Annotated in this window: 26 protein-coding genes and 1 tRNA gene; 16 read left to right on the top strand and 11 right to left on the bottom strand. The window is 59.1% G+C overall.

What is annotated here, in order from left to right:
• Positions 1–33 precede the first annotated feature (33 nt).
• The 7 genes from ACFKSJ_RS04750 to ACFKSJ_RS04720 all read right to left on the bottom strand — a co-directional run bounded on the left by ACFKSJ_RS04750 (position 34) and on the right by ACFKSJ_RS04720 (position 4,692).
• Positions 34–1,014, bottom strand: coding sequence for a biotin--[acetyl-CoA-carboxylase] ligase (locus ACFKSJ_RS04750; protein ID WP_440951108.1), 981 nt, complete (start codon positions 1,012–1,014; stop codon positions 34–36).
• 6 nt (positions 1,015–1,020) lie between these two features.
• Positions 1,021–1,443 carry a DUF2111 domain-containing protein gene (locus tag ACFKSJ_RS04745; protein WP_440951107.1) on the bottom strand — a complete coding sequence of 141 codons (423 nt, stop codon included), beginning with the start codon at positions 1,441–1,443 and terminating at the stop codon, positions 1,021–1,023.
• Positions 1,444–1,593: 150 nt separating this feature from the next.
• Complete coding sequence (locus ACFKSJ_RS04740) at positions 1,594–2,169, bottom strand: hypothetical protein (RefSeq protein ID WP_440951106.1); 576 nt, start codon at positions 2,167–2,169, stop codon at positions 1,594–1,596.
• Positions 2,166–3,599, bottom strand: a complete 1,434-nt coding sequence (locus ACFKSJ_RS04735) for an RtcB family protein (protein WP_440951105.1) — start codon at positions 3,597–3,599, stop codon at positions 2,166–2,168. Before ACFKSJ_RS04735 ends, ACFKSJ_RS04740 begins: the two co-directional genes overlap by 4 nt.
• A gap of 9 nt (positions 3,600–3,608) precedes the next feature.
• Positions 3,609–4,028, bottom strand: a complete 420-nt coding sequence (locus tag ACFKSJ_RS04730) for an archease (protein ID WP_440951104.1) — start codon at positions 4,026–4,028, stop codon at positions 3,609–3,611.
• On the bottom strand, positions 4,028–4,312 hold the full coding sequence (locus ACFKSJ_RS04725; RefSeq protein ID WP_440951103.1) for a hypothetical protein: 285 nt from the start codon (positions 4,310–4,312) through the stop codon (positions 4,028–4,030). The genes ACFKSJ_RS04730 and ACFKSJ_RS04725 overlap by 1 nt, the downstream gene beginning before the upstream one ends.
• A 62-nt stretch (positions 4,313–4,374) precedes the next feature.
• Positions 4,375–4,692: a DUF2551 domain-containing protein gene (locus ACFKSJ_RS04720; RefSeq protein WP_440951102.1), complete on the bottom strand. Its 318-nt coding sequence runs from the start codon at positions 4,690–4,692 to the stop codon at positions 4,375–4,377.
• A 211-nt stretch (positions 4,693–4,903) separates the two neighbouring features.
• Here ACFKSJ_RS04720 and ACFKSJ_RS04715 point away from each other — a divergent pair, with 211 nt between their 5' ends.
• Genes ACFKSJ_RS04715 through ACFKSJ_RS04675 form a run of 9 tightly spaced genes read left to right on the top strand, consistent with a single transcriptional unit; the run spans position 4,904 to position 12,460 of the window.
• Positions 4,904–5,767 carry a protein translocase subunit SecF gene (locus ACFKSJ_RS04715; protein ID WP_440951101.1) on the top strand — a complete coding sequence of 288 codons (864 nt, stop codon included), beginning with the start codon at positions 4,904–4,906 and terminating at the stop codon, positions 5,765–5,767.
• Entirely contained in the window at positions 5,764–7,287 is a 1,524-nt protein-coding gene (locus ACFKSJ_RS04710) for a preprotein translocase subunit SecD (protein ID WP_440951100.1), read from the top strand. Before ACFKSJ_RS04715 ends, ACFKSJ_RS04710 begins: the two co-directional genes overlap by 4 nt.
• Positions 7,288–7,344: 57 nt before the next feature.
• Positions 7,345–7,620, top strand: coding sequence for a thioredoxin (trxA, locus tag ACFKSJ_RS04705; RefSeq protein ID WP_440951099.1), 276 nt, complete (start codon positions 7,345–7,347; stop codon positions 7,618–7,620).
• A complete protein-coding gene (gene npdG / locus ACFKSJ_RS04700) occupies positions 7,617–8,264 on the top strand; it encodes an NADPH-dependent F420 reductase (protein ID WP_440951098.1) in 648 nt (215 codons plus the stop codon). The genes trxA and npdG overlap by 4 nt, the downstream gene beginning before the upstream one ends.
• Positions 8,242–8,892 carry an endonuclease III domain-containing protein gene (locus tag ACFKSJ_RS04695; RefSeq protein WP_440951097.1) on the top strand — a complete coding sequence of 217 codons (651 nt, stop codon included), beginning with the start codon at positions 8,242–8,244 and terminating at the stop codon, positions 8,890–8,892. Before npdG ends, ACFKSJ_RS04695 begins: the two co-directional genes overlap by 23 nt.
• Positions 8,865–9,410 carry an aldolase gene (locus ACFKSJ_RS04690; RefSeq protein WP_440951096.1) on the top strand — a complete coding sequence of 182 codons (546 nt, stop codon included), beginning with the start codon at positions 8,865–8,867 and terminating at the stop codon, positions 9,408–9,410. The genes ACFKSJ_RS04695 and ACFKSJ_RS04690 overlap by 28 nt, the downstream gene beginning before the upstream one ends.
• A 4-nt stretch (positions 9,411–9,414) precedes the next feature.
• The gene (locus ACFKSJ_RS04685; RefSeq protein ID WP_440951095.1) at positions 9,415–10,086 is read left to right on the top strand and encodes an MTAP family purine nucleoside phosphorylase; all 672 of its coding nucleotides are present in this window, start codon (positions 9,415–9,417) and stop codon (positions 10,084–10,086) included.
• Between the two features lie 4 nt (positions 10,087–10,090).
• Entirely contained in the window at positions 10,091–11,407 is a 1,317-nt protein-coding gene (locus ACFKSJ_RS04680) for an amidohydrolase family protein (protein WP_440951094.1), read from the top strand.
• A 12-nt stretch (positions 11,408–11,419) separates the two neighbouring features.
• Positions 11,420–12,460 (top strand): polysaccharide deacetylase family protein, encoded by a 1,041-nt coding sequence (locus tag ACFKSJ_RS04675; RefSeq protein WP_440951093.1) that lies wholly within the window; start codon positions 11,420–11,422, stop codon positions 12,458–12,460.
• A gap of 108 nt (positions 12,461–12,568) precedes the next feature.
• Here ACFKSJ_RS04675 and ACFKSJ_RS04670 read toward each other — a convergent pair whose 3' ends face one another.
• Positions 12,569–14,269, bottom strand: a complete 1,701-nt coding sequence (locus tag ACFKSJ_RS04670) for an AMP-binding protein (protein WP_440951092.1) — start codon at positions 14,267–14,269, stop codon at positions 12,569–12,571.
• 112 nt (positions 14,270–14,381) lie between these two features.
• Between ACFKSJ_RS04670 and ACFKSJ_RS04665 the strand changes: the two genes are divergently transcribed.
• The 6 genes from ACFKSJ_RS04665 to ACFKSJ_RS04640 all read left to right on the top strand — a co-directional run bounded on the left by ACFKSJ_RS04665 (position 14,382) and on the right by ACFKSJ_RS04640 (position 18,758).
• A tRNA-Trp gene (locus ACFKSJ_RS04665) sits at positions 14,382–14,532 on the top strand.
• Between the two features lie 252 nt (positions 14,533–14,784).
• Complete coding sequence (locus tag ACFKSJ_RS04660) at positions 14,785–15,111, top strand: ArsR/SmtB family transcription factor (protein WP_440951091.1); 327 nt, start codon at positions 14,785–14,787, stop codon at positions 15,109–15,111.
• Positions 15,112–15,164: 53 nt separating this feature from the next.
• Positions 15,165–16,283 carry a mercury methylation corrinoid protein HgcA gene (gene hgcA / locus ACFKSJ_RS04655; RefSeq protein WP_440951090.1) on the top strand — a complete coding sequence of 373 codons (1,119 nt, stop codon included), beginning with the start codon at positions 15,165–15,167 and terminating at the stop codon, positions 16,281–16,283.
• The gene (hgcB, locus tag ACFKSJ_RS04650) at positions 16,280–16,624 is read left to right on the top strand and encodes a mercury methylation ferredoxin HgcB (protein WP_440951089.1); all 345 of its coding nucleotides are present in this window, start codon (positions 16,280–16,282) and stop codon (positions 16,622–16,624) included. The genes hgcA and hgcB overlap by 4 nt, the downstream gene beginning before the upstream one ends.
• Positions 16,625–16,708: 84 nt before the next feature.
• Entirely contained in the window at positions 16,709–17,890 is a 1,182-nt protein-coding gene (locus ACFKSJ_RS04645; protein ID WP_440951088.1) for a bifunctional 5,6,7,8-tetrahydromethanopterin hydro-lyase/3-hexulose-6-phosphate synthase, read from the top strand.
• A 187-nt stretch (positions 17,891–18,077) separates the two neighbouring features.
• Positions 18,078–18,758 (top strand): methyltransferase family protein, encoded by a 681-nt coding sequence (locus ACFKSJ_RS04640; protein WP_440951087.1) that lies wholly within the window; start codon positions 18,078–18,080, stop codon positions 18,756–18,758.
• Between the two features lie 51 nt (positions 18,759–18,809).
• On the opposite strand, the gene ACFKSJ_RS04635 is transcribed toward ACFKSJ_RS04640, so the two are convergent.
• Complete coding sequence (locus ACFKSJ_RS04635; protein WP_440951086.1) at positions 18,810–19,868, bottom strand: sensor histidine kinase; 1,059 nt, start codon at positions 19,866–19,868, stop codon at positions 18,810–18,812.
• 588 nt (positions 19,869–20,456) lie between these two features.
• Positions 20,457–22,334: an alpha/beta fold hydrolase gene (locus ACFKSJ_RS04630; RefSeq protein WP_440951085.1), complete on the bottom strand. Its 1,878-nt coding sequence runs from the start codon at positions 22,332–22,334 to the stop codon at positions 20,457–20,459.
• Positions 22,335–22,585: 251 nt separating this feature from the next.
• Between ACFKSJ_RS04630 and ACFKSJ_RS04625 the strand changes: the two genes are divergently transcribed.
• A complete protein-coding gene (locus tag ACFKSJ_RS04625) occupies positions 22,586–23,137 on the top strand; it encodes a hypothetical protein (protein WP_440951084.1) in 552 nt (183 codons plus the stop codon).
• A gap of 298 nt (positions 23,138–23,435) precedes the next feature.
• On the opposite strand, the gene ACFKSJ_RS04620 is transcribed toward ACFKSJ_RS04625, so the two are convergent.
• Complete coding sequence (locus ACFKSJ_RS04620) at positions 23,436–24,623, bottom strand: hypothetical protein (protein WP_440951083.1); 1,188 nt, start codon at positions 24,621–24,623, stop codon at positions 23,436–23,438.
• Positions 24,624–24,735: the final 112 nt, after the last annotated feature.

Genomic DNA, 24,735 nt, shown 5'->3' with positions numbered 1-24,735 from the left:
CTAGAAATTATTGGGGTTGACGGTAAAAAGAGGTTATGTATGAAAGCAGTCTCCTGCTATGACCCGCTCTATCTTACCGTTATCTTTTCTGACGATCAGGGCGCCGTACTCGTCGATGTCGATCGCTTCACCTTCGAAGCTGTTCCGCATCGTGTTCACCCGCACATGCTGTTCGAGTGTGTACGATATTGACTTCCACTCCCGGAGGATCGCATCATACTCCCCGCTCTCCAGCACCTGATAGTGCCGCTCGAACTCGCGGAGAACCCTGGCCAGAAACGCCGCCCGGTCCACCTCATGCTCCAGTTCCTCGCTGATGGTGGTGACGCCGCTCCGAAGTTCGGGTGAGAGCGTATCGAGTTTGATGTTCACATCGATCCCGATCCCAAGCAGGCAGTAGTGGATGGTGTCAGACTCTGCAGCCAGTTCGAGCAGCAGGCCGGCGACCTTCTTATCGCCGATATAGACATCGTTCGGCCACTTGATCAGGGCGCCAATATCGAACTCTTTCCGAATAGCCCGGGCGATAGCGACCGCACCCGCCATCGTGATCATGAAGACATGGTCGATCGGGATCGTCGGTTTCAGGATCAGGGTGATCCAGATCCCGCCCTGAGGTGAGACCCAGGCCCTGCTGAGCCGGCCGACGCCGCCGGTCTGTTCCTCTGCGATGATCACCGTGCCGTGCAGTGCCGCGACATCCCCCTCGGTGGCTAGGGACCGTGCCACATCGTTCGTCGACGGGATCGTCTTCAGATACTGCATCTGGCGTCCGATCACCTGGGTCCGGAGGTGCTTCTGGATCTCGTACGGGAGGAGCATGGTGCTCGCACTGATCAACTGGTACCCGTCCTGCTGCGAGGAAGTGATCTCGTACCCCATCTCCCGGAGATCCTTGACATGTTTCCAGACCGCCGATCGAGTGATGCCGAGTGATGCACTGAGCGACTCTCCTGATATCGGTCCTCCTGCTTCCTCAAGGAGTTTGAGTACTCTAAAGACAGCTTCTTTCATGATCGATTACCTTTTAGCGCCTATCTGCTCGCTGGGAAGCGGACATGGATCTCTCCCGCATACCTGCTTTATTAAGGTGGACTGCTGCTCCATCAGGTTCGCCAGGTCAAAGATGCCGGTGATATCCACGACACCAATGGCTGCGATCGCCTCTCCGTCCCTGTCCCGCACCGGCGTGACCACCACCGGCACCCGTGCGTACGTTCCCGATGCAGGAGTCGTCTTTATGATCTGGTTCTTCTCCAGCACCTCTTCAAGTACGGGGCCTGTATAGGCCGCATCCACGACCCTGCCTTCCTCGATCCTGATCCCGAGCTGGTCACGCGAACGTGCCGTAACCGGGAGCCGGTTCAGCAGTTCATGCATCGCCATCATGACCGGGATCAGGTCATCGGGCCCTGCACTGGCAGAGATCGTGTACTGGTGCATAAAACCTCGTAATTTTCATTATTATGTAGATAAAATAATGTTTCGGTCTCAGGCATCCGGGGGCGGCCATATCCCTTCCTATCGTCCCCCCTGTATATCATCCCTCCTGCCGGGATTGCCATCAGGCGCACGCAGGTTCGGTTGTCAGGGTCAGAAGAGCGTCGCCTCTCTGCTGCAGAAGGTGGCGAGGATCTCCTTTGATGGATACTCGTGGATGGTGGTCACAAGGATAGTTCCGCAGCCGATGGTCGCCTCGACCATCACGGCGTTTCCATGGGCAGAGGCCAGGGCCGTGCCTTCATATGTCGGAAACCAGCCGTCACATTCGAGGTGGTCGTGGTCGTATCCCTCAAAGAGCGTCGACCAGCGGCCGGTGTCGTTGAAGGTCACCTGTTGTTCGCCGTACTGGTGATGATAGGTGAGGGGAAACGGGAGCCAGTCGTAGGCATCAGGCCGTTCTGCGGCCGCCCCGAAGACGATCAGCGAACCGCCGCCCTCAACGAACCGGCGGATCCTGCCGCTGGAGGCCCTGAGGGCCGGGAGGAGCCGGGAGTACTCACGGTTGCCGAACCCGGTCGGCACCACCAGCGTGGTGAAGCTCCCGCGAAAGAACGGGGTCGCGACCAGCTGGGGAGTCACCAGTTCACAGGTCACCCCGCAGTCCTCGATGAACCTGGAGAGGACCTGTGGCTGGTCCCAGAGCAGTCCGGCCCGGGGAGGACTCATCCCTTGATCACCCCGAGCGGGTCCAGCCTGGCCACCGGTGCCGAGAGGCCGGCCGCGATCACCACCCTGACCACTTCGGCACTCGACTTGTACACGCCGGGCGCCTCCTCAGCGATGGCGGCATCGTTCGGGGCCCGGACCAGGATCCCGCTCTCCCCGAGGCGGGCCTTCACCTGCTGTCCGGTGAAGGTCCTCTTGGCTTCAGAGCGGGACATCACCCGCCCCGCCCCATGGCAGGTCGAGCCGAAGGTCCGTTCCATCGCCGTGCTGGTCCCATGCAGCAGGTATGAGGAGGTGCCCATCGAACCGGGGATGATCACCGGCTGTCCGATCATGGCCAGTTCCGGAGGCAGGTCCGGGGCCCCGGGGCCGAACGCCCGGGTCGCCCCTTTCCGGTGGACGCAGACCGATGCAGCGGTCCCGTTGACCATGTGTGTCTCGAACTTTGCGATGTTGTGGGCCACGTCGTAGACCAGCGGCATCTCCTCAGGGCTGATACGGAAGGCCCGGGAGAAGACCTGCCTGACCTGGTGGGTGATCATCTGCCGGTTGGCCCAGGCATAGTTGGCTGCTGCGGCCATCGCCCCGAAGTAGTCTCTCCCTTCAGGTGAATCGAGCGGAGCACAGGCCAACTGCCGGTCCGGGAGGCTGATCCCGTACTTTTTTGTCGCTGCTTCGAGGGTCTTTAAGTGGTCTGTGCAGACCTGGTGGCCGAGCCCCCGCGACCCGCAGTGGATCATCACACAGACCTGCCCCTCTTCGACCCCGAAGAGGCCGGCAGCCTGCTTATCGGCGATCTCTCCGACCACCTGTATCTCAAGGAAGTGGTTGCCCGCACCGAGTGTCCCGGGTTGTGGGATCCCCCGCTGCCTGGCCTTCTGGCTGACAGCCTCGGGTTTTGCTTCTTCCATCCGCCCCTGCTCCTCGCATCTGACCAGGTCGTGTTCGGTTCCGAACCCCTGTTCGACCGCCCAGCCGGCTCCGTCGGTCAGAATGCCGGTGAGATCCCTGGACGAGACCGGCCTGGCCGACTTAGCACCGACCCCTGTCGGGACCGCGTGGAAGAGTTCCTCGATCAGCGCCTTCTTTGAGGTCAGGTCCTTCACCTTCAGCGGGGTCGTGACCAGCCTGACCCCGCAGTTGATATCGAAACCGACCCCGCCCGGTGAGATCACCCCGCCTTCACGGGGAAAGGCTGCGACCCCGCCGATCGGGAATCCATATCCCCAGTGGATGTCCGGCATCGCCAGAGAATGGTTGATGACCCCCGGCATCGTCGCCACATTGGCGAGCTGCCGGACGGCTCCCTCTTCGAGCGTCGCCTCCAGCCCGCTGGAGAGAAAGAACCGGCCCGACACTCTCATCCCGGGCACGTACCCGATCGGCACCTCCCACTCCACGTCACTGATCTGTGTAACTCCCTTCAGCATTCCCTCACCTCAGACATCAAACAGTATATCGAGTTGATAAGCATTCTCCACCTTCTCAATTGAGAGGCCATAGAACGAGATCCCCTTCACCTCGCTGCCGGCATGGACAGCCTGATCGAAGGGTTCCCCGATGAGCACCGCGTTGAGAGTATGCTCCCCCTCCTGCTGAGCGAGGCTGATCTCTGCCCGGCAGAAGACCAGTCCTTTCACCTCAGAGAGGTAGAGCACCTCTGAAAGGAACTCCTGCATCAGGGCCACCTGGTCTCCGGCACTGACCGTGCATGCACAGGTCTGGTCACCGCTTCCCCTACACCCTCCATAGATCGTCTGCATCAGTGCCCTGAGGGCCTCGGCATAAAGGAGGGGCAGAGTCGGTGCACTGACCCGGAACAGCACGTCGGCTGTATGCTCCAGTTCGGTGATCGTCATCAGTACCAGTCAGGGTCCTGCCTGAAGAATGAGGACGGGATCAGCCCGGCATGGATCGTCTGGAGGTCGCGCGCCTGGTAGATCGAGACATAGATCACCTGACCCCCGATGTGTATCTGAAGGTCTGAGGGTTTGGGGGGCCTGGCCGCGACCGGCAGCAGCACCGGGCCGCCGCATGACGTGCAGATCCGGAAGTCGCAGTTCCGTTCTTTTATATAGGCAATCACGTCGTCGTTAACGGTGATCTCTGCTTCGGAGACCGGCTGATCCCTGGGGATAGACATGGTGCTCTATCAGTCATCAGGTGAAGAGAAAAACGTAATGGTAAAGGAAAATTGGTCACGGGCTATGCAGCAGACTGCATGACCCGAGTCACCAGATCAAGGTACTTCTCCTTGAGTTCATAGACGCAGTTGTTCCCCTCGACCGGTTTTCTGACATGCAGAATCCCGATACGTGAGGCAATCGTCCCGACCATCGAGGCGATCGAGTGATAGGTGATCGCATAGTGTTGCTGCATCTCCTCAAAGATCAGAGGTACCGTCAGTGATTTGATCCTGACAAAGAGGTTCAGCAGTTCCCGTCTGATGCCGGTATGATCCCGTGAGAGATAGCCCCTGAGGCGCTCTTCGATACTGCGTTTGATATCCCCCGGCGATCTCATGGGTGCATATTCCGCATGAGTTAATAAATATCTTCTTATTTCTTCCTGAACCGGATCCGCGGGGAGAAAAGGAGATAAATATTAATAGTTAATTGAGTGTCCGCCGGCGAGCCGATCACTCAAATTGTCAGCGTCGTCCTGTATTTTCGGAGTGGGTTCAATTCTTCTATGAATCCGAACTCTTTAATCTCTCGCGTGCAAAAAAAGATATATGGGATTTTTCAGTTACGATATCAACAAATATCCTCCCAAGGAGATGATGACAATCCCACTCATCGTCCTCGTTATCGCACTGATCATCCTTGGCATCACCATGGCCCAGACCGGCATGCCCGTGAAGCCAGGGATTGACTTTGCAGGGGGGACTGCGGTGACCCTCTTCACGGCAGACAGCACGGATACCATCCAGGCATACTTCAAGGACTACCCGCTCACTGAGGCCGGTGAAGGTGTTGGCGGCGGGAAATACCTGACATTCGGGCCGCTCGACGACACCCGGTTCCGCGCGCTCTCTGCGATGATCCTGGAGAAGTATCCTGATGCGAAGATCGATCAGATCGGTGAATCGTTCGGGAAGTCGCTGCAGGAGCAGGCTGTGATCGCCCTGATCCTCTCGTTCATCGGGATGTCGATTGTGGTCTTCCTGGCATTCCGGGCCTTTGTCCCCTGCGTGGCTGTGATCGTCTCTGCGTTCTCAGATATTGTGATCGCCGCAGCCCTGATGAACTTGACCGGCATTCCGCTGACCCTCGGGACGGTGGCCGCCCTGCTGATGTTGATTGGGTACTCGGTGGACAGCGACATATTGCTGACCAACCGGGTGCTCAAACGGCAGGGAAACCTCCGCGATAAGATGGCAGGGGCGTTCACCACCGGGATCATCATGACATCGACCGCTATCGCCGCTGTTGCAGCGATGTGGATCGTCTCTTCTGTCGGACAGGTGCAGATCATCACTGAGATCAGTGCCGTGATCCTGTTCGGACTCGCTGCAGATATCTTCAACACCTGGGTGTTTAACGCTGGCCTGCTCAGATGGTACATAGAAGGCAGGGAATCCAGGGGGAGAGCATGACAAAGAGAGAGAAGATTCAGAGAAAGGGTGAGACCGAAGCGGTTCCTGTGGCCCGGACTGGCAAGGGGATCGACTGGAAGGCACTGCTGACCGACTGGCATGTCGCACTGGTGCTGGTGCTGGTTGTGCTCTCGGTGATTGCAATCTTCCCGCACATTGACAGCGACGGAAAATTCGCCACCAACTTACAGTATGGTCTTGACCTGCAGGAAGGAGCATGGATACAGCTTGAACTGAAGTCAGAGGTTGTCACGTTCGAGACCACCAACAAGACTGCAGACTTCATTGCAGCACTCGATAAACAGCTCGACACCGAAGTGGTCTCTACTGGACAGAACCAGCTCGAGATCAGAAAGGGGTTCACGCAGGAGCAGTTGAATACGGCATTCCAGGCGGCCGGCGGCAAGCTGCTCACTTATCAGCAGGGGGTCACCAAGACGACCGCTGAGGATGTGAAGCGGATCCTTGAGAACAAGATCAACAGTCTCGGCACCAAGGACGCCAAGGTGAACACCCTCTCCGGTCTGAATGGGATCACCCAGTACATCCGGATTGAACTTGCTGGTGTGGACATGAACACGGCCCAGGAGATCGTCGGCAAGCAGGGTAAGTTCGAGATCCGGATCAACACCACAGACAACCAGTCTGAGCACGTGCTCTTCGGTGATTCGATCACCAGTGTCTCGATGCCCTCACAGGAGCCTGTTGGCTCTGATAACTGGGGTGTCGGGTTCACACTCTCTGATGCAGGTGCGGTCGCGTTCAGAGACGGTTCGATCAAGTACGGCGCCGTCGATGATCCGGCCAACCATAACCTGGTGATGGTACTGGACAATCAAACGGTCTACAGTGCCCCGCTCAGCAGCGACCTCGCTGCCAAGCTCCGTGCACAGCCGAGTGTCAAACAGCTCTATGCCTCGACCGGTGCTGGAACGGACGGACAGAACTCGGCGCTGAACCTGGAGATCCACCTCCGTGCCGGGGCCCTCCCGGTCGACGTCTCGGTCGCCGGATCCGGTTCGGTCTCAGCCTCCCTTGGCGAGCACTTCAAGTTGATGTCCATTCTGGCCGGGCTCTTCGCCCTGATCACCGTCGGACTGGTCGTCTTCTTCCGGTACAGAGAGCCGATGATTGTGCTCCCGATGATCGGGACCAACTTTGCAGAGATCATCATCCTGCTCGGTATCGCACGGTTCACGCAGCAGCTGGACCTGGCCTCGATAGCAGGGCTGATTGCCGTGCTGGGTACGGGGATCGACCAGTTGATCATCATCACCGACGAGGTGCTTCACGAGGGGAGGGTTCCCTCGCCGAACCTGTATATGAAAAGGCTTTCACGGGCACTCGGGATCATCGTCGTTGCGGCGGCAACGGTCTTTATGGCCATGCTCCCGCTGGCGGTGATGTCCCTCTCGACCTTGCGCGGGTTTGCGATCATCACGATCCTCGGTGTGCTGATCGGTGTGATCATCACCCGGCCGGCATACGGACGGATTATCATGGCGATTCTGTCACGATAACCCGACAAAATATTTATCTTCTTTTTGAGCAAGAGATTCCTCACAAGAGGATGTACAATGTCAAAACCAGTACTGATTGACTTTTATGCTGAGTGGTGCGGACCGTGCAAGATGCAGTCCCCCCTGATCGACCGTCTGAAGGAGAAGATGGGCGATGCCATCGAGGTTCGAAAGATGGACGTCGACCAGCACATGAAAGAGGCCGGAGAATACCAGATCAGTGTGGTTCCGACGTTGATCATCGAGAAGGACGGCAAGGTTGTGAAGCGGCTCGAAGGGGTCACCAGTGCAGAGGATCTCGAACAGATGCTCCGTCCCCTGGTGACAGATTGAGGATCGGGATCATCGGCGGAACCGGGGATATTGGAGAGGGAATGGCAATGCGTCTCTCCCAGAAGCATGATGTGATCCTCGGTTCCAGGGACCCGGCCAAGTCTGAAGAGGCGAGCCGGTGCTGCTATATCACGCTGGCTGACCTGGGTCTCCCCTGTTCATGCAGAGGGGTCACCAACCAGGAGGCGGTGGACTTCGGCGATATCGTGATTCTGGCCGTCCCTTTTAAGCATCTCGAGGGAACGCTCAATTCGGTTCACGGGCTTGAAGGGAAGGTCGTGGTCAGCCCGGTGAATCCGATGGAGAAGACAGATCATTTCATCAACAACCCGCCTCCCGAGGGATCTGCGGCCCTGCTGGTCCAGAAACTGCTTCCGGGCTCGAAGGTCTGCGCTGCATTCAATGTAATCGCAGCGAACCGATGGAAGAAGATCGAGGAAGAACTGGACTATGCAGTGCCGGTCTGCGGTGACGATCTGGCTGCCAAGTCGCTTGTGATGGACCTGGTGAACGGGGTCTCGCACCTCAAGGCCTATGATGCAGGACCACTGGAGAGTTCCAGCCTGATCGAGTGTATCACCCCGCTTCTCCTCAATATCGCACGATATAATAAGATGAAGGATGTCGGGATCCAGTTCATCTGAGACCGATCACGACACGATCGCTGAACTGATCAGAAACCTGGGTGCGATCTATGGTCCGCTGGCCTGGTGGAGCGATGATCCGGAGCTGGTGATCATCGGGGCGATGCTGACCCAGCAGACCCGGTGGGAGCATGTCGAGACGGCGCTCGATAACCTGAGTGCGGTCGGCCTTCTCTCACTGGCTGCCCTGGCCATGGCAGACCCTGCGGTGCTTGAGCAGGCTATCTACTCTACTGGATTCTACCGGGTCAAGGCGAGGAGGCTGAAGGCCCTGGCCGGCCACCTGATCGATCGCTACGGTGGGGTCGACGGGATGCGGCGCTGCCCGACCGAGGATCTCCGTGCCGACCTCCTCTCCTGCGAGGGGGTGGGGGCCGAGACGGCCGACTCGATCCTCTGTTATGGGTTTGGTCGGTGCATGTTTGTGATCGATGCCTATACGACCAGGATCTGCTCGTGTGCTGGCGTCCGTCTGAAAGGCCCCCGCCTGAAGAGCCTCTTTGAAGAGGTGCTGCCGGCGAGTGTGGCGGCGTACCAGGACACCCATGCCCACATGGTCGAGTTTGGAAAAGAGAACTGTCAGAGACAGAGGTGTGAACAATGCTGGATCAGGAATTTGAACGGATAGGAAAACGGCTCTTCACTGAAGGGCTGGTCGGTGGGAACTTTGGGAACATGTCGGTCAAGGACGGGGGATCGTTTCATATCACCCAGACCGGCTGTTACCTCGATGACCCCGGGTCTCCGATCAAGGTGCCGATCATCGGACAGGTGCCCCAGAAGGCATCGAGCGAGTACAGGGTTCACCGTGCGATCTACCTGGGAACCCAGCACACCGCCATCGTCCACGCCCACCCGGCCCATGCAGTGGCCGTCTCGCTGCTGGCCGACGAGATCGTCCCGGAGGACAGCGAGGGGCAGATGCTCTGCCCGACGATCCGGGTGGTCGGCGCAAAGCCGGGCTCCAAGGAACTGGCCCAGGAGGTCGGATCTGCGTTGCAGCTTCGAAACGTGGTGATCGCCAGGGGGCACGGGACGTTCGCCGCGGCCTCGTCCCTCGACGAGGCGTACCTCTTCACCTCGCTCGCCGAGCACGCCTGCAGGGTGCTGATCCTCAAGGAGCAGTACCGCAGGGACCGGGGGTGAGGAGATGCTCGGTATCATCGGGGGAACGAGCCTCCTCTTCTGTGACCTGCCGCCCCTCGAAAAAGAGGCCGTTGCGACGCCATACGGGACGGCCGAGGTGCACACCGGGGAGGTGGCCCTCCTGCTCCGGCACCAGTTCCAGCGGCCGCCGCACCGGATCAACCACCAGGCCAACCTGGCCGCCCTGGCCATCCTCGGGGTCGACCAGGTGGTTCTGGTCGGGTCTGCAGGGTCGCTGAAACGCTCCATCCCGCCGGACTCGATCGTCGTCCCCGACGACTACCTGAGCGTCGCCCCGGTCCCGACGATCCATGATCATGCAATCGAGCATATCTGCCCGGGCTTTTCACGTTCAATACGACGGGAGCTCGTCCTCTGCGATGATGCGATGATCGAGGGGGGTACCTATGTGCAGACCAGCGGCCCCCGGATCGAGACCCGCGCCGAGGTGCAGAGCCTGGCTGCGATGGGGGACCTGGTCGGGATGACCATCGCCTCGGAAGCGACCATAGCCGCGGAACTGGGGATCGCCTGTGCCGCGGTCTGCACCGTCGACAACTTTGCCCAGGGGCTCTGTGCGGAGGAGGTCACCTACGAGATGATCCTCGCCTCTGCAGAGGCGAACAGAAAGCGAACCCAGGCGCTGATCCAGGCAATTGTAACAACAATGGGATGAATTCATGGACGAGATTGGAGGAAGAGATAGGACGTGCCTGATCACAGGCACCTGTATTGAAGGACGACCCGTTGATATCCTGATCGATGAGACCGGGACGATCGCTATGATCGATGAGAGGATCAGCGGGCCGGAACGCTCGGGTGCCGAGGTGATCCTCGATGGGACCGGTACTCTTGCGATGCATACGCTTGCGAACACCCACACTCATGCCGCGATGTCCCTGCTTCGGGGATATGCTGACGATATGATCCTGCAGGACTGGCTTGGGCAGAAGATCTGGCCCCTCGAGGCCTGCCTGACCGGGGAGGACGTGTACTGGGGAACCCGGCTCGCCTGCATAGAGATGATCCGGAGCGGGACCACGGCCTTCAATGACATGTACTTCTTCATGGAGGAGGCGGCCCGAGCCGTGGACCAGGCAGGGGTCAAGGCCCAGCTCTGCTACGGGTTCATCGATCTGAACGACACCGACAAGCGGGAGCATGAGATAAAAGCGACCGAGGCGCTGGTCACCTCCATTAAGGGAATGCAGAACCCGCGGATCAAACCGGCAGTCGGGCCGCACGCAGTCTACACCGTCTCGCCTGAAGGGCTCGCCTGGCTGGCTGCCTACAGTGCGTCAGAGCAGATCGGGATCCATGTCCACCTATCAGAGACCGAGCAGGAGGTGACCGATGCACAGAAGAACTCTGAAAAACGGCCGCCGGCGATCCTCGACCAGGCCGGGTGCCTGACTGACCGGACGATCGCTGCCCACTGCTGCTGGCTCGACCAGGCGGACTGCCGGCTGCTCGCAGAGCGGGGGACGACGGTCTCACACAATCCAGCCAGTAACATGAAGCTGGCCGTGAACCGGGCGATGCCCTACCCCTGGCTCGTCGAGGCCGGGGTGCCGGTCACCCTCGGCACCGACGGCTGTGCCTCCAACAACAACCTGGACCTCTTCGAGGAGATGAAGATCGCGGCCCTGCTCCAGAAGTTCGCGCAGAACAACCCGACCTGCCTGCCGGCCGAAGAGACGCTCGCCATGGCCACCGTGGCTGGGACCCGGGCGCTCGGGTTCGGCAGCGGCCTCATTGCGGTCGGAGAGCCGGCAGATATCATGCTCATCGACAGGATGGTACCCTGCAACACCCCCCTCCACCACCAGACCTCGAACATGGTCTATGCCTGCAATGGCGGGGCCGTGAAGACAGTCCTCTGCAATGGCCGGGTGCTGATGCAGGACCGCGTGATCCCCGGCGAAGCAGAGGTGCTCAGCCGCGCCTCACAGGCAGCGGCGGACCTGGTGAAACGGGCTGCCGACCGGGCCGAGTGACGGAGGGCACCGATGAGCGGGAATAGCAGGACGCAGCGGGGAAAGCCGAAGCGGGAGCAGGTCCGGCGGAAGGGAGCACTGGTCCTCTCGCTGGACTTCGAACTGCTCTGGGGTGTGCGGGACAAGCGGAGCGTCGAGACCTACGGGGAGAACCTCCGTGGGGTGCGGCGGGTCGTGCCGGGCCTTCTCAAACTCTTCGATACCTACGGGATCCATGCCACCTGGGCCACGGTCGGGCTGCTCTTCTGCAGGGACCGGGACGAGATGATGGCCGCCCTCCCGCCGGCGACGCTGCAGCCGCAGTACGACGACATGAACCTCTCGCCGTACCCGACGATCGATCAGGTCGGGGTCGACGAGGCAGCGGATCCGTACCACTATGCCCCGTCGCTGATCCAGGAGATCCTCGCTCACCCCAACCAGACGATCGGGTCGCACACCTTCTCGCACTTTTACTGCCTCGAGAAGGGGCAGACCGCCGCATCCTTCGAGGCCGACTGCGAGGCGTTCTCCAGGGTCGCCGCAGGTTACGGGCTGAAACCGACCTCGATCGTGCTCCCGCGGAACCAGTTCAACCAGGAGTATGTCGGGGTCTGCAAACAGTATGGGATCATCGCGGTCCGGGGGAACATGGACCACTGGCTGTACCGTGAGAAGACCGAGGAGGAGGAGACGACTCTGCGGCGGGCCCTGCGCTACGGGGATGCGTTCATCAGCCTCTCCGGGCCGCGGGTCTTTCCGTTGGCCGCCATCGACCCGGTGGTGCCGGTCACCATCCCGGCGACCCGGTTCCTGTATCCGCACAAATCCTTCACCGCGGCCTTCGACTGGCTGCGGCTCCTTCGGATCAAGAACGAGATGACCTACGCGGCGAAGTTCGGGTTTGCGTACCACCTCTGGTGGCACCCGCACAACTTCGGGAAGGACTACGAGGTGAACACCGCCTTCCTCGAGAAGATCCTGCAGCACTACTATGCCCTCCACGAGCGGTACGGCATGGAGAGCCTCTCCATCGAGGATGTGGCCGACAGGGTGATCGAGGGGAAGGTCTGACTGGTGTGGGACCCACGCCAGGATCCATCTCACTTCCTGCCGTAGATAGACGCATGAACAATTTTTAAAAAAAAGCCGGGATGAGTGGGATCTGATCCCCCAAAGGAGTTACGCGGTCTTGATCGTCGAGGCTTCGCCGAGATTCAGTTCCTCGATGGCGATCTTCCGCATCTCGAACTTCTGGATCTTGCCGGTCACCGACATCGGGAAGGTGTCGACGAATTTGTAGTACCGCGGGATCTTATACCGGGCGATCCGATTCTTGCAGAACTCTCTGATCTCATCCGGGGTCAGCGTCTCCCCCTTCATGATCGAGACCCAGGCCATCAGTTCCTCGCCGTACTTCTTGTCAGGCACCCCGATCACGTAGACATCGCTGATCTTTGGGTGGTGATGGAGGTACTCCTCGATCTCGCGGGGGTAGATGTTCTCGCCGCCGCGGATCACCATGTCCTTCAGTCGACCCTCGACCTTCAGGAACCCCTCCGTGTCCATCGAACCGAGATCCCCGGTATGGACCCAGCCGTTCGCATCCAGCGCAGCCCTGGTTGCGGAGGGGTTGTTGTAGTAGCACTTCATCGTCATGTACCCCCGCGCACAGATCTCTCCGATCTCCCCACGCGGGAGGATCCGCTGGGTGTTCGGGTCGATGATCTTCAGTTCGGTGCTCGGGAAGGCCTGCCCGATCGTCGAGACCCGCCTCTCAAGAGTGTCCTTCGTGGTGGTCATCGTGACCCCAGGTGAGGTTTCAGTCTGGCCGTACACGATCACGACGTCCCGCATGTTCATCACCGTGGCGACCTCCTTCATCTTCTCGATCGGGCAGGGTGAGCCGGCCATGATCCCGGTCCGGAGCGTTCCGAGGTAGTAATTTTTGAAGTTAGGGTGAGCCAGTTCGGCGATGAACATTGTTGGAACCCCGTGGAGGGCGGTGCAGCGTTCGTCCTGAACGGCTCGCAGCACCGCCTCCGCATCAAACGCTGGCGATGGAATCACCATCGTAGAACCGTGGGTGACCGCGGCCATATTGGAGAGGACCATCCCGAAGCAGTGGTAGAACGGGACCGGGATACAGAGCCGGTCCTTCTCGGTGAAGTTCATCCCCTCGCCGATGAAGAACCCGTTGTTCATCACCGAGTGATGGGTCAGCACGACCCCTTTGGGATATCCGGTGGTCCCGCTGGTGTACTGGATGTTGATCGCATCGTCGAAGTCGAGCGACTCCTCCCGCTCGGCCAGTTCGTCGGGGCTGATCAGCTCCCCCTTCCTGATCACCTCGTTCAGCGTGAACATCCCGTTGTATGGGATATCGTCGAGGAAGATCACATTCTTCAGGAACGGGAACTTCTCGCTGCTGATCCTGCCCGGGCTGCACTCGTAGGCCTCGGGGCAGGCTTCGTAGAACATTCCGACATAGTCGGAGGACTTGAACCGGCCCTGCAGGATCAGAGTCTGCACCTCTGCCTGTTTCATAGCGAACTCAAACTCGAAGGTCCGGTAGGCCGGGTTGATGTTCACCATGACCGCACCGACCTTCGCGCTCGCGAACTGTGCGACGGTCCACTCGGCATAGTTCATCACCCAGATGCCGACACGGTCCCCCCGCTCAACACCCAGTGCCATCAGACCCTTCGCCAGCGCGTTCACCTGCCCGAGGAACTGGCTGTAGGTCCAGCGGATGTTCTGATGCACTGAGATCATGGCATCGTTCTCCGGGTACCTGGCCACAATATCGTTCAGCATCGCACCGATCGTCTTCCCGATCAACGGGAGATCAGAGATTCCGGTCGCATAGCTCGCCTCAACCATCCCTGAATGATTGATGGGAAGAAGATATATTGCTGCTGATTCCTGTACCAGAAAGCACGGGGCAAAAAACACAATGCTTTTAAATTTCAAAGGAGACGGTATATCCTGCATTGGGGTCGTGGCCTAGTCCGGAATGGCGACGGGCTCCAGCGGTTTCGTGCGTGTGATGAACAATGGGTCTGCTGAATTGGTGATGACCCGTTGGAGCTCTGACGCATATCGGAGACACCCGTCGATCGTGAGTTCAAATCTCACCGACCCCACGTTTTTCACAGTCTTCTCTTCGAGCGCAGACGCTCGTATTTTATGGTTCTCGCAACAGGTCCGATGGTGATTTCTCCCTCTCCTTATGTGGTATGGCCGGCCCTTCATCACCGGTCTTCTTTATCTGCCAGAATTTCCCGGGCTCGATGGGACAGATCATGACCACGGCAGTATGCCCGTGACGATGCAGGTGATGCCAGGAGTGGGATGTACGATATATACCTCGTCATTTCATAGTATCTTGAAGAACCATGGCGATACCCCGGGAGATCAGTGAACAACTCTGCGCATGTGGCGGGGTGGATGGGCTGCAGCAGCAGATCCCTTCAGATGAGGACCTTTCCGTCCTGACCCGTTGCCATAACGCCCTCTCCGACCCGGTCCGGCTGAAGATCCTCTATGCCCTTCGGGCGCAGCCGCTCTGTGTCTGCGTGATCAAGGAGATCGTCTCCATCGCAGATTCCCGTCTCTCCTATCACCTGAACGTGCTGAAGACGGCCGGGCTGATCGTCGGCGTGCAGCAGGGGAACTGGATCATCTATTCAATCACTGACCTCGGGAGAACCGGGCTCCAGTGAGATCAGGGCATCATGGAAAGTTTCAAATTATTTTGAATTGATTACTCCTGTATATGTCTGTGAATCAAGAGGCAGGGATCGATAGATCCGAACCAGGTGCTGGTCCCTGCACCTGTGGCTGCACCGGAGCAGGCCAGCCGGCACCATCAGAGACGGGATGCTTCAATACCACCTCCATTCCCCCGGTATCACCCTGCAGCCAGCCTGCGATGCTGCAGACCACCTCCACCCTCACCTCGACAGACCGGCGGGACCATCTGCTGGCGCGTCTGGGCGTGGATCGGATGGGCCACCGGGTCCGACCCGGCCTGTACTCGCTCGGCCATCCAGACCGGACCTCCCCGGTGGTTGTGACCGCGAACTATACGCTCAGCTTCGATGCGGTCCGTTCAGCCCTCGACGGGATTGATGTATATCTGCTCGTCCTCGATACCTATGGGGTTAATGTCTGGTGCGCCGCAGGGAAGGGGACGTTTGGGACCGATGAACTGGTCCGCCGGCTCGAGGCGACCGGTCTCGCCGGGGTCGTGGATCACCGGCGTCTGGTCCTCCCGCAGCTCGGGGCCCCCGGTGTCTCTGCGCCCGAGGTGGCCAGGCGATCTGGCTTCCGGGTGGAGTGGGGGCCGGTCAGGGCCGAGGATCTGCCGGCGTTTCTTGCGACACATACGGCCACGCCCGAGATGCGGCGGGTCCGGTTCCCCCTCTGGGACCGGCTCGTGCTCATCCCGGTCGATCTCCGTTCCATCCTGCTGATGATGGCGGCCGGCGCCGTGGTGCTCTGGCTGCTGGCCGGCGCGGGGACGGCACGGGACCTGGTGGTCGCCATGCTCGCAGGGACCGCCCTCTTCCCGATCCTGCTCCCCTACCTCCCGACCGGGGACTTCACAACCAAGGGTTACCTCCTCGGGGTGCTGGTGATGATCCCGTCAGTACTCATCGATCTCTCGCAGGGCGGGGGATGGCTGGTCGAGGCCGGCAGGGTCGTCGTCGATCTGACTGCTTTCCCGGCGTTGACCGCATACCTCGCGCTCCTCTTCACCGGTGCGACCCCGTTCACCTCCCGGACCGGGGTACGACGGGAGATCTTCCGGTACATCCGGCCGCTGGCAGGGATCGCGGCCGTGGGAACTGTGATCGCCGTGGCACTCCGCCTGGTCACGGGAGGGGTATGATGATCTTCGATTCGTACAGCGAGAATACGCTCGTCTACAACCCTGAGCGATGCATCAACTGCGGGGCATGTTCAACGGTCTGCCCGCACCGGGTCTTCTCCCCGGGGAAAAAGACTGCGGTGCTGACCGCGCCGGCGGCCTGCATGGAGTGCGGGGCCTGCCAGGTGAACTGTCCGACCGGTGCGATCACCGTTGAGAGCGGGGTCGGGTGCGCTGCCGCGCTGATCCGGGTCGCCCTGACCGGCAAAGGGGAGGAGACCTGCGACTGCTGCGGAGAGCGGGGGCCGACTGAGGATAATGCGTGCTGCGGGGATGGGTGCGGTGAGACCGGCTGCCGGTGACGTCAGCCGGCCTGTGCTGGAAGGAAGGTACCGGTTTTTTTAATGGTGTCTCCTAAATATAAAGGCAGGAATGTGGGGAGATCTATGTATCAGATAGGTGAAGCACTCGTCGGCGATGGCGCAGAACTCGCGCACATCGACCTTATCATCGGAGAGAAGTCAGGACCTGTAGGGATTGCGTTTGCGAACGGGCTGTCCCAGCTCTCGGCGGGGCACACCCCGCTGCTGGCCGTGATCCGGCCGAACCTGCTGACCAAGCCGGCCACGCTGATCATCCCGAAGGTCACCCTGAAGAAGACCGCACAGGTGACCGAGATGTTCGGCCCGGTGCAGGCCGCGGTCGCCAAGGGGATCGCAGACTGTATCGAGGAAGGAACGTTCACGGGCTACGATATTGAGGACCTCGTGATCTTGGTGTCGGTGTACCTCGCTCCGGAAGCGAAGGACTACAACAAGATCTACCGGTACAACTACGGAGCCGTGAAGCTGGCACTGAACCGCGCACTCGAAGGGTTCCCACAGGAGAAGACGATCCTCTACGAGAAGGACCGTGGGGCGCACGCCGTCATGGGATTCAAGGTTCAGAGGCTCTGGGATGCCCCGTACCTGCAGGTCGCCATGGATCTCGTGGACATGAACAAGGTCGCCAAGGTGCTCAAGGAAGTGCCTGACAACGACCACGTGATCATCGAGGCCGGCACACCGCTGATCAAGCGGTTCGGTCTGAGCGTGATCAGCGAGATCCGGAAGCTCCGGCCGAACGCGTTCATCATCGCGGACATGAAGATCCTCGACACCGGGAACCTCGAGTCCAGGATGGCCGCCGATGCATCCGCCGATGCAGTGGTGATCTCCGGCCTCGCCCCGGCTTCGACGATCGAGAAGGCGATCGAGGAGACCAAGAAGACCGGTATCTACTCGGTCATCGATATGCTGAATGTGCCAAACCCGGTCGAACTGATCGCATCGTTAAAGGTCAAGCCCGATATCGTCGAGCTGCACCGTGCCATCGACTGCGAGGGCTCCTGCCATGCATGGGGCGACATCATGGCCATCAAGAAGGCCGCAGGCGGCAAGCTGCTGGTCGCGACGGCCGGCGGGATCCGTGTCGACGTCGTCAAGGACGCACTCGCATCCGGGGCTGACATCCTGGTCGTCGGCAGGGCGATCACCGCGAGCAAGGACATCCACCATGCTGCAGAGGAGTTCATCGAACAGCTGCACAAGGAAGAGATCGACCAGTTCAGGGTCATGACCGATTTCTGATCTGGTTTATCAGTTCTTTCACGAACAGGCCCTCCGGGGCACTCATTTTTTTAATAAAACCGCCGCGGGGAAGTCCCGGTTTCTACCTGATGCTATTATCCTCATCTCTCTGATTATGGATCAGATTTCACCAGTTCTGAAGATCTCTGGCCGAAATTATATACGTGCGGCATCATGATCCATGGTCATGACTGGAAGTCGCCGGGAACTTATGAGAGCGATCGGGACCAGATTCATCCCAGGAGTTCTCATCATCGGCCTGATGCTCTTTGGCCTGGCCGGCACGTTCAATTACTGGCAGGCCTGGCTCTACTGCGGGATCCTCTTCACCCTGGTGTTCGTCGTCATCATCTACTTTTTTAAGAGAGATCCCGCCCTGCTCAGGCGGAGGATGGAGAATTCTGAGCGACGGGGCGAACAGAAGAAGATTATCTTCTTCACAACGCTCCTCTTCCTCATCGGGTTCATGATCCCGGGCCTTGATTTTCGGCTCGGTTGGTCGACTGTTCCGACTGTGCTGGTGCTGTTCTCAGATCTTATGGTCTTTGCCGGGTATCTGCTCACGTTTTTGACATTGCGGGTGAACAGCTATGCCGCTCGTACGATCAGGGTCGAAGCAGGGCAGAGGGTGGTGTCGACGGGCCCGTATGCGGTCATCCGTCATCCGCTGTATCTTGGATTTCTGGTCCTGGTCCTCTTCACCCCGACCGCGCTCGGTTCGTACTGGGCGCTGGTCCCGTTCCTCCCTCTCCCTCTCTTCATCGCCCTTCGCATCATCGACGAGGAGAAGGCCCTGGTCGACGAACTCCCCGGGTACCGTGAATACTGTCAGAGGACCCGGTACCGGCTGCTGCCGGGGGTGTGGTGAACAGGTTTTATCTTTTGAGACCGTGACCGACGACGGGTCTGATTCGCGGCATCAGTTCTGACAAGCCGGTATTCTGCATTCTTCAGAGGGGACGACCCTCTGTCCGGCGAACCGGAACTTGCCGGGGGGAATGGTGATCTCGAACCTGACCCCCCTGGTGAACGTTCCCGTCTCCCTGATCGAGAGGCCGGTGATACCGAGGATCTCGCGGGAGAGGAAGAGGCCGAAACCGGTGTTCTTCCCGAACCCCTTCTCGAAGATCTTCTCCTTCTCCTCGTCCGGTATGCCGATTCCATCGTCCTCGAACAGGAGGGTGATGCCTGCAGCCGACTGCAGGTATGAGAATCTGATCGTGGTGACGTGCCCCCCGTGCCTGAGTGCATTGTCGATCAGGTTCTCATAGATCTTCTCAAGCATGGGGTCGGCGTACACCTCCAGGGAGTCGAGGGAGATCAGCAGTTTTACCGGTCCGAGGTGGAGCGCCGGCTGCATGGCCTCCAGACATCGTCCGGGGTTCTGCCACTGTGGTGCAGCCACCCCCACATCCTGGTAATCCCTGGTGAAGGTGATCTGACGCTGGATGGTCTCTGCTGCGCTCTCGGTCTTATTCAGGATTGTCTGTGCTTCCTGGTCGACGGTCGTCTCTGCCAGTAGAGAGAGGTAGGCGAGGAGCACGGTCAGCTGGTTGTTGATGTCATGCCTGGTGATGCTCGATAACAGGTTCAGTTTTCTGTTCGCGTTCTGGAATGCCGCCTCAGAGTCACGCAGTTCATTATTCTGTTCCAGGAGCTCCCTTCGGTATCCGTTCATCTCCTCGACGATGCTGCCGACGACCAGCCCGACGACGCAGAACATCCCTGCCCGAAGCAGGGAATCGAGCACGATGGTGCCGTTGAGTCTGTAACTCACGGCAATATTGAGTATACCGAAAAAGAGACCGATATACGTTGCCCTCCGTCCATACCTGAGACCGATGACCACGATGATCAGGTAGAAGAAGTGCGAATACACTACAGAGATACGGTAATACCCATGGACAACGAGTTCAAGGGCAATGCCGGCAAGGATGAGGAGTGCAAAGATAAACGTCTGAATTCTGCCCGTCGTCACCTTCTGTAACCATGGATCATGTTGGTTCGAAACCTTCTCCCACTCCTGCTGTAACTCTGCTATGGAGATTATGGGATATATGCGCTAAATAATTCTTGCTGATTGAGCCGGTTCTTCGTTCAGCCTCTGTCGGTGGTGAGCGGTTCGAGGCCTCCCCCTGTTGCCGGGGAGAAATCTTACAAGTCTGGCTGTTTCTCTTCATATAACCTGAAACGTGTACGACCGACAAGATCTCAAATGACACCTGTATGAGGCGCAGAGGGAGGCCCTGGATGCAACGAAATATCTGCCAGGGTGCCCGCAGGAGAAGAGTGGGGAGTGCCCGAAGAAGATCCGACCGACCTGTCCGAAAGGCCCATACCGCCCGTGCCCCTGCATCAATGAACCATGCCCCATGATCGAGTCGGAGCAATCCGACTCTGTCGAAGATGAGTAACATTATCCATTCCCTGCCATCGGCGATGTCAGGCGATGGGGGAAGGATGCGCGTGTCGTCTCCGGGTTCAGGACCCACCCTCTGCGATCCTGCAACTGAGGATCACTCCTGGGGGATGAACCCGGAGATTTGAGGTTCGGGATGTATCATCCTCAGATCGATGTCGAACCGTACTGATCAACGAGTTGCCTGACCATGGCGGTCACCAGGTCAGGACGGTCGAGCTGGAGGGAGTGGGTGGTGTTCTCGACCACCATTACCCTCCCGTCGGCCGAACTCCCGGCAAGACCGCGCTGCAGGTCCAAAAATTTTCTGCTTCCATCCGATACCGGGCCGGATCCCTCTGCATGAAGGGTTGGATCTGAGGAGAGGAGCACTCTGACCGGTATGCTGGGCGACAGGTGAGCCCCTTTCAGTTCTGACTGGACAGCAGTGAAGATACGATCTGTCCTCATCCATTCGTCGATACTCACCTGTATGGACACGGGGCGTGATGCGAGCAGGGCCCTGCATGTCTGCTGGTCCTGCAGTGAAAGCCGCGGATCCACCGGGATCAGTCCCGGGTTTCTGGCCAGGTACCCGTTGTCAGCCTCCCCTTCTTCCACTTCGAGCGACTGGACCATTTCGGTGATCTGCTGGTGTCGAACACCGGAGTACTCAGCGTCACCGATGAATTCGTTCTCAACTTCAGGTTCGATCAGAACCAGCCCGGCGACCTCGGCCGGATACCGGTGCGCGAAGAGTCTCAGCATCGTCGCCCCCCGCTCCTCGCCGACCAGCAGATAGGGTGTGGGGAGACCTGCATTGTGGAGGGCGATATGCAGGTCGGACACGTCGGCTGTTGCATTCACCGGTCCAGTCGTCGGGTCGGACCAGCCCATCCCGGCCCGGTCGACCGAGACCGCGGTCGTGAACTCCCCGACCGCCTGCTGGACCTGTGACCAGGTGAGGGTACTGTCCCCTGTTCCGGCCTCCATCACCACCACAGGCCCGCCGGTACCGGCAATATGCAGCGCAATCTGTCTTCCGTCTTCGACGTCGACCCGGTACCCGGTCCTGACGGTGGCCCCGGCCGCCCTGTCCAGGGCTACCAGCGCATACTGGGTGTCCAGCGATGGGCCGAGTGCGGGAACTGATGAGGTGCTCCCTGTTCCGGTCACCATCTCCTGCTGGTCGGTCATCCACCGGTTTCCGCCGGTGACCACCCGGTCTGTGCAGTTCACGATGCTGAGCCCGGTCGGGCTTCCGCCAGCCGCATTGTTCTGGACCAGCGTCCTGCCGGTTCTGTCGAGGTACACCGCGGCCATATGGTTGCCATAGAGCAGGTTTTGTGTGATCAGATTCTGTGTTCCGCCACTGATGGCGATCCCCGGGTACCGGTTCCAAGCAGCCTGGCAGCGATCAATTGTCGTCCGGCTGCTCTGTTCAAGGAAGATCCCGTTCATCCGGTTGTCCGAGACCGTGCAGTGATCGACCCTGGTGCCGGTGGTATTGAGCAGGTAGATGCCGACATCCCCGTTCTGAAGGGCCCTGGTCCCTGTCAGCCGGCACCCGGTCGACTCATTGACGGCGATCCCGGGGTATCCGTTCCGAAGTGCCTGGCAGCCTTCAATGCTGATCTCCCTGCACCTATCGAGGAGGAACCCGTTCTCTGTGCAGTTCACTGCGGTCACCCCGGACAGCAGACCCGAACTGACCGATTGGTACTGGATCCCGATCCCCCATGATTGAACGGACAGGTTTCTGATCGTCACATTCTGCTGCGGTCCATTCACCACGATTCCAACAGAGTCACTCATTGAGGTGCCGGTCACCTGGCATCCGTTCCCATCGAGCAGGACGTCCGAACTGCTGATCACGATCCCGTGCTGACCCCCGGCTGTACGATCATAATCCAGAACATACTGGCCCGGAGTCATGATCACGAGTGGCTCGTCCCCGTTTCCCTGTGCTCCTGCAGGCATCACAAGAAGGCAGATGAGAAGGAGGAGAAGAAACCCGGAGGAGCTGTACGATAGAGCGCCTCTCATACTCCTTTCCCTCTGGGCAGGTGTGGCATCGATGGTGCATCTGGCTTCACCCTGAAAACAGGTTCCTCTGACAGGTCAGCAATCCTTCTTTTACCTTTCATCGTTCACCGCACTGTTCGTCCATCCGCTTCCACCTGCACTGGAGAATGATATCATCGACCATCTACATAAACCCGGCGAACTGTATCTTTCCGGTCAAAGGCATGTGATCATGATTATATGCTCCGGCACAGATCTCTGATCAGTTCACCATGTCCCTCATATCGCCGGGTAATTTCGCCAGGGTCGCTCTGCTCGTCTTTTGTACTGGTATCGTCCTCACCCTGATTCCTGCTCTCTCCGAGGTGGCGCCGCTGCTGCTCCGTGTCGGTTTCCTCCTCGGGATCTTTGCATATGTCTGGGATGCATTGCGTTTCTGGTATTATGGGAACTGGTGGTTTTCAGCCCTGATGATCGGTGTCCCGCTCTTCTTCACGTTCTTCTCGTTCCGCACCCCGGGGGTTCACCTGGGTGAACAGATGGTCTTCACCATCCTCCCCTGGACTCTGGGTGTCCTGCTGGTGCTCTATGTACTCCACCTGTTGCGCCGGTCGCTTCGTCCGCGGAGGGACTATGCCACGTACCTGGTATACCTGCATGATCACCCGAGTTTTCTCTGGGCGCTGTTCGGGCTGGTCGTGATCAGCAGCCTCTGTCTGGCCGGCGCCCTGTACCGGGACGATCCTACCCAGTTCGCCCAGGGGCCATTGAACTGGGCTGCACCTATCGTTAAACCGCTGGTGATCCAGATCATAAACCTGTAACCCGGTCTGTTCAGCACAGTTCCCGGCCATCTCATCAGGTCCCCGGATGGTTCTGCACAGGTACCCTCACCTCAGGCCAGATGATCATTGAACTGACGGTAATTGGGCTGGGCATGCTTCCGATACCCTGATCGTGATCATATCCGGTAACTGCCCTGGGGACGACCATCCGGCAAAAAAGCCAGTGGAATAAGATCTTCAATTCAGTTCTTTTTCCAGAAGATCGTTATCTGGCCGGTGTCGATGAAGAATTCAAAACCGGCGGTACCTGACGCACTTGAAAAAAGAGATAGTTTGATTATTCGTTCTTTCTCTGCCGTGCAGCGATCAGGGCAACCCCTGCCAGTGCTGCAACGCTCAACAGCCCAAACATCGACCCGGATTTCTTCGTCGTTGTGGTCGTTGTAGCTGTCTTGTTGGTGGTCGACGAGTTCGTTCCAAACGAAGAGTCCTTCTGGATCCCAAGACCGTTCTGGGTCGCCGGGATCGTGGTCTGCGAGGTCTCGATCAACGAGTTGAAGTCTGAGGTGCCGGCTGAATTACCTGTTGTGGAACTGTTCGGGTTGTAGTTCTGGCTCTGTCCGCTGGCTGCAACAAAGGACTGGAAACTCATATCGCCGCTGTTCTGGATGCCTGATGAACTGTTCTGATAGACTGACTGGTAGGTCTGGACCGGTTGATATGCGGTCTGGTTCGATGAGATGGTGGCCTGTGAATATCCCACCGGTGGCCAGGTGGTGGCTGCAGTGCCTGGGAAGAGTGTCGGGATTGTTGTGGCTGCGGCTGGCAGGCCGGACGATACGCCCTGCTGGAGTCCCTGCTGTGGGGTCACGGTAACCTGCTGTCCGGGGAGTGGCCAGCTCTGCTGCTGGGCCGCGACCGGCCAGGTCTGGACCGGCTGGGTCACCGGGACCTGGGTGGCAACCAGGGTGACAACCTGCTGGACGGTCGGAACTGTTGCAACGGTCTGGGCCGTGGTCTGTGCCACCGTCGGAATCGGGCCTGTGATCGCATCGCCGATGACCGTGATCGTCGTGGTCTTCACCTCGGTCTTTCCGGAGACATCGTTCCCTTCGAGATCGTTCATACGCTGAACCCGGACCTTTGGTGCCGTTTCACCCGGGCCGATCGCGACGAACGTTATCACTGCCATGTCATATTCTCCATTCTTGTACCCCTTGGTGAAATCACCGAACATCATCTCAAGGGTATGCGTGCCATACAACTCTGTAGATGTGGTGTTGCCAACCTGGAAATCGGTCTTCTGGTACTGGAGCACACTGCCGTCCCAGTCGACGACAAGGGAGATATCGGATGCGACAGGGTTCAGATTATTGTCCATAATGATCGTTGCGGTCACGACATCGCCGGTGTTCACGTTCTCTGGACAGGCGACCTTGAACATGGCCATCCCGCCTGCACTGGCCATCGTGACACAGCAGAGCATCACCAGTCCGGTGATCAGCAGGGATCTGTACAGTTTCATGGCAGCAGCCTCCTTACAGGAGCGTTGCCGAGAGGATGCGTATCATTCATAAGGATAAGTTTGTTAAGTCCATGCAGATAAATTATTGCAGTCATACATCCTCACAGCGCCG

This window comes from Methanosphaerula subterraneus (genome assembly GCF_052055875.1).
GTDB classification, from domain to species: Archaea; Halobacteriota; Methanomicrobia; order Methanomicrobiales; family Methanospirillaceae; genus Methanosphaerula; species Methanosphaerula subterraneus.
Note: the sequence above shows the minus strand (reverse complement) of the source record. Positions and strands in the feature narration are given on the sequence as shown.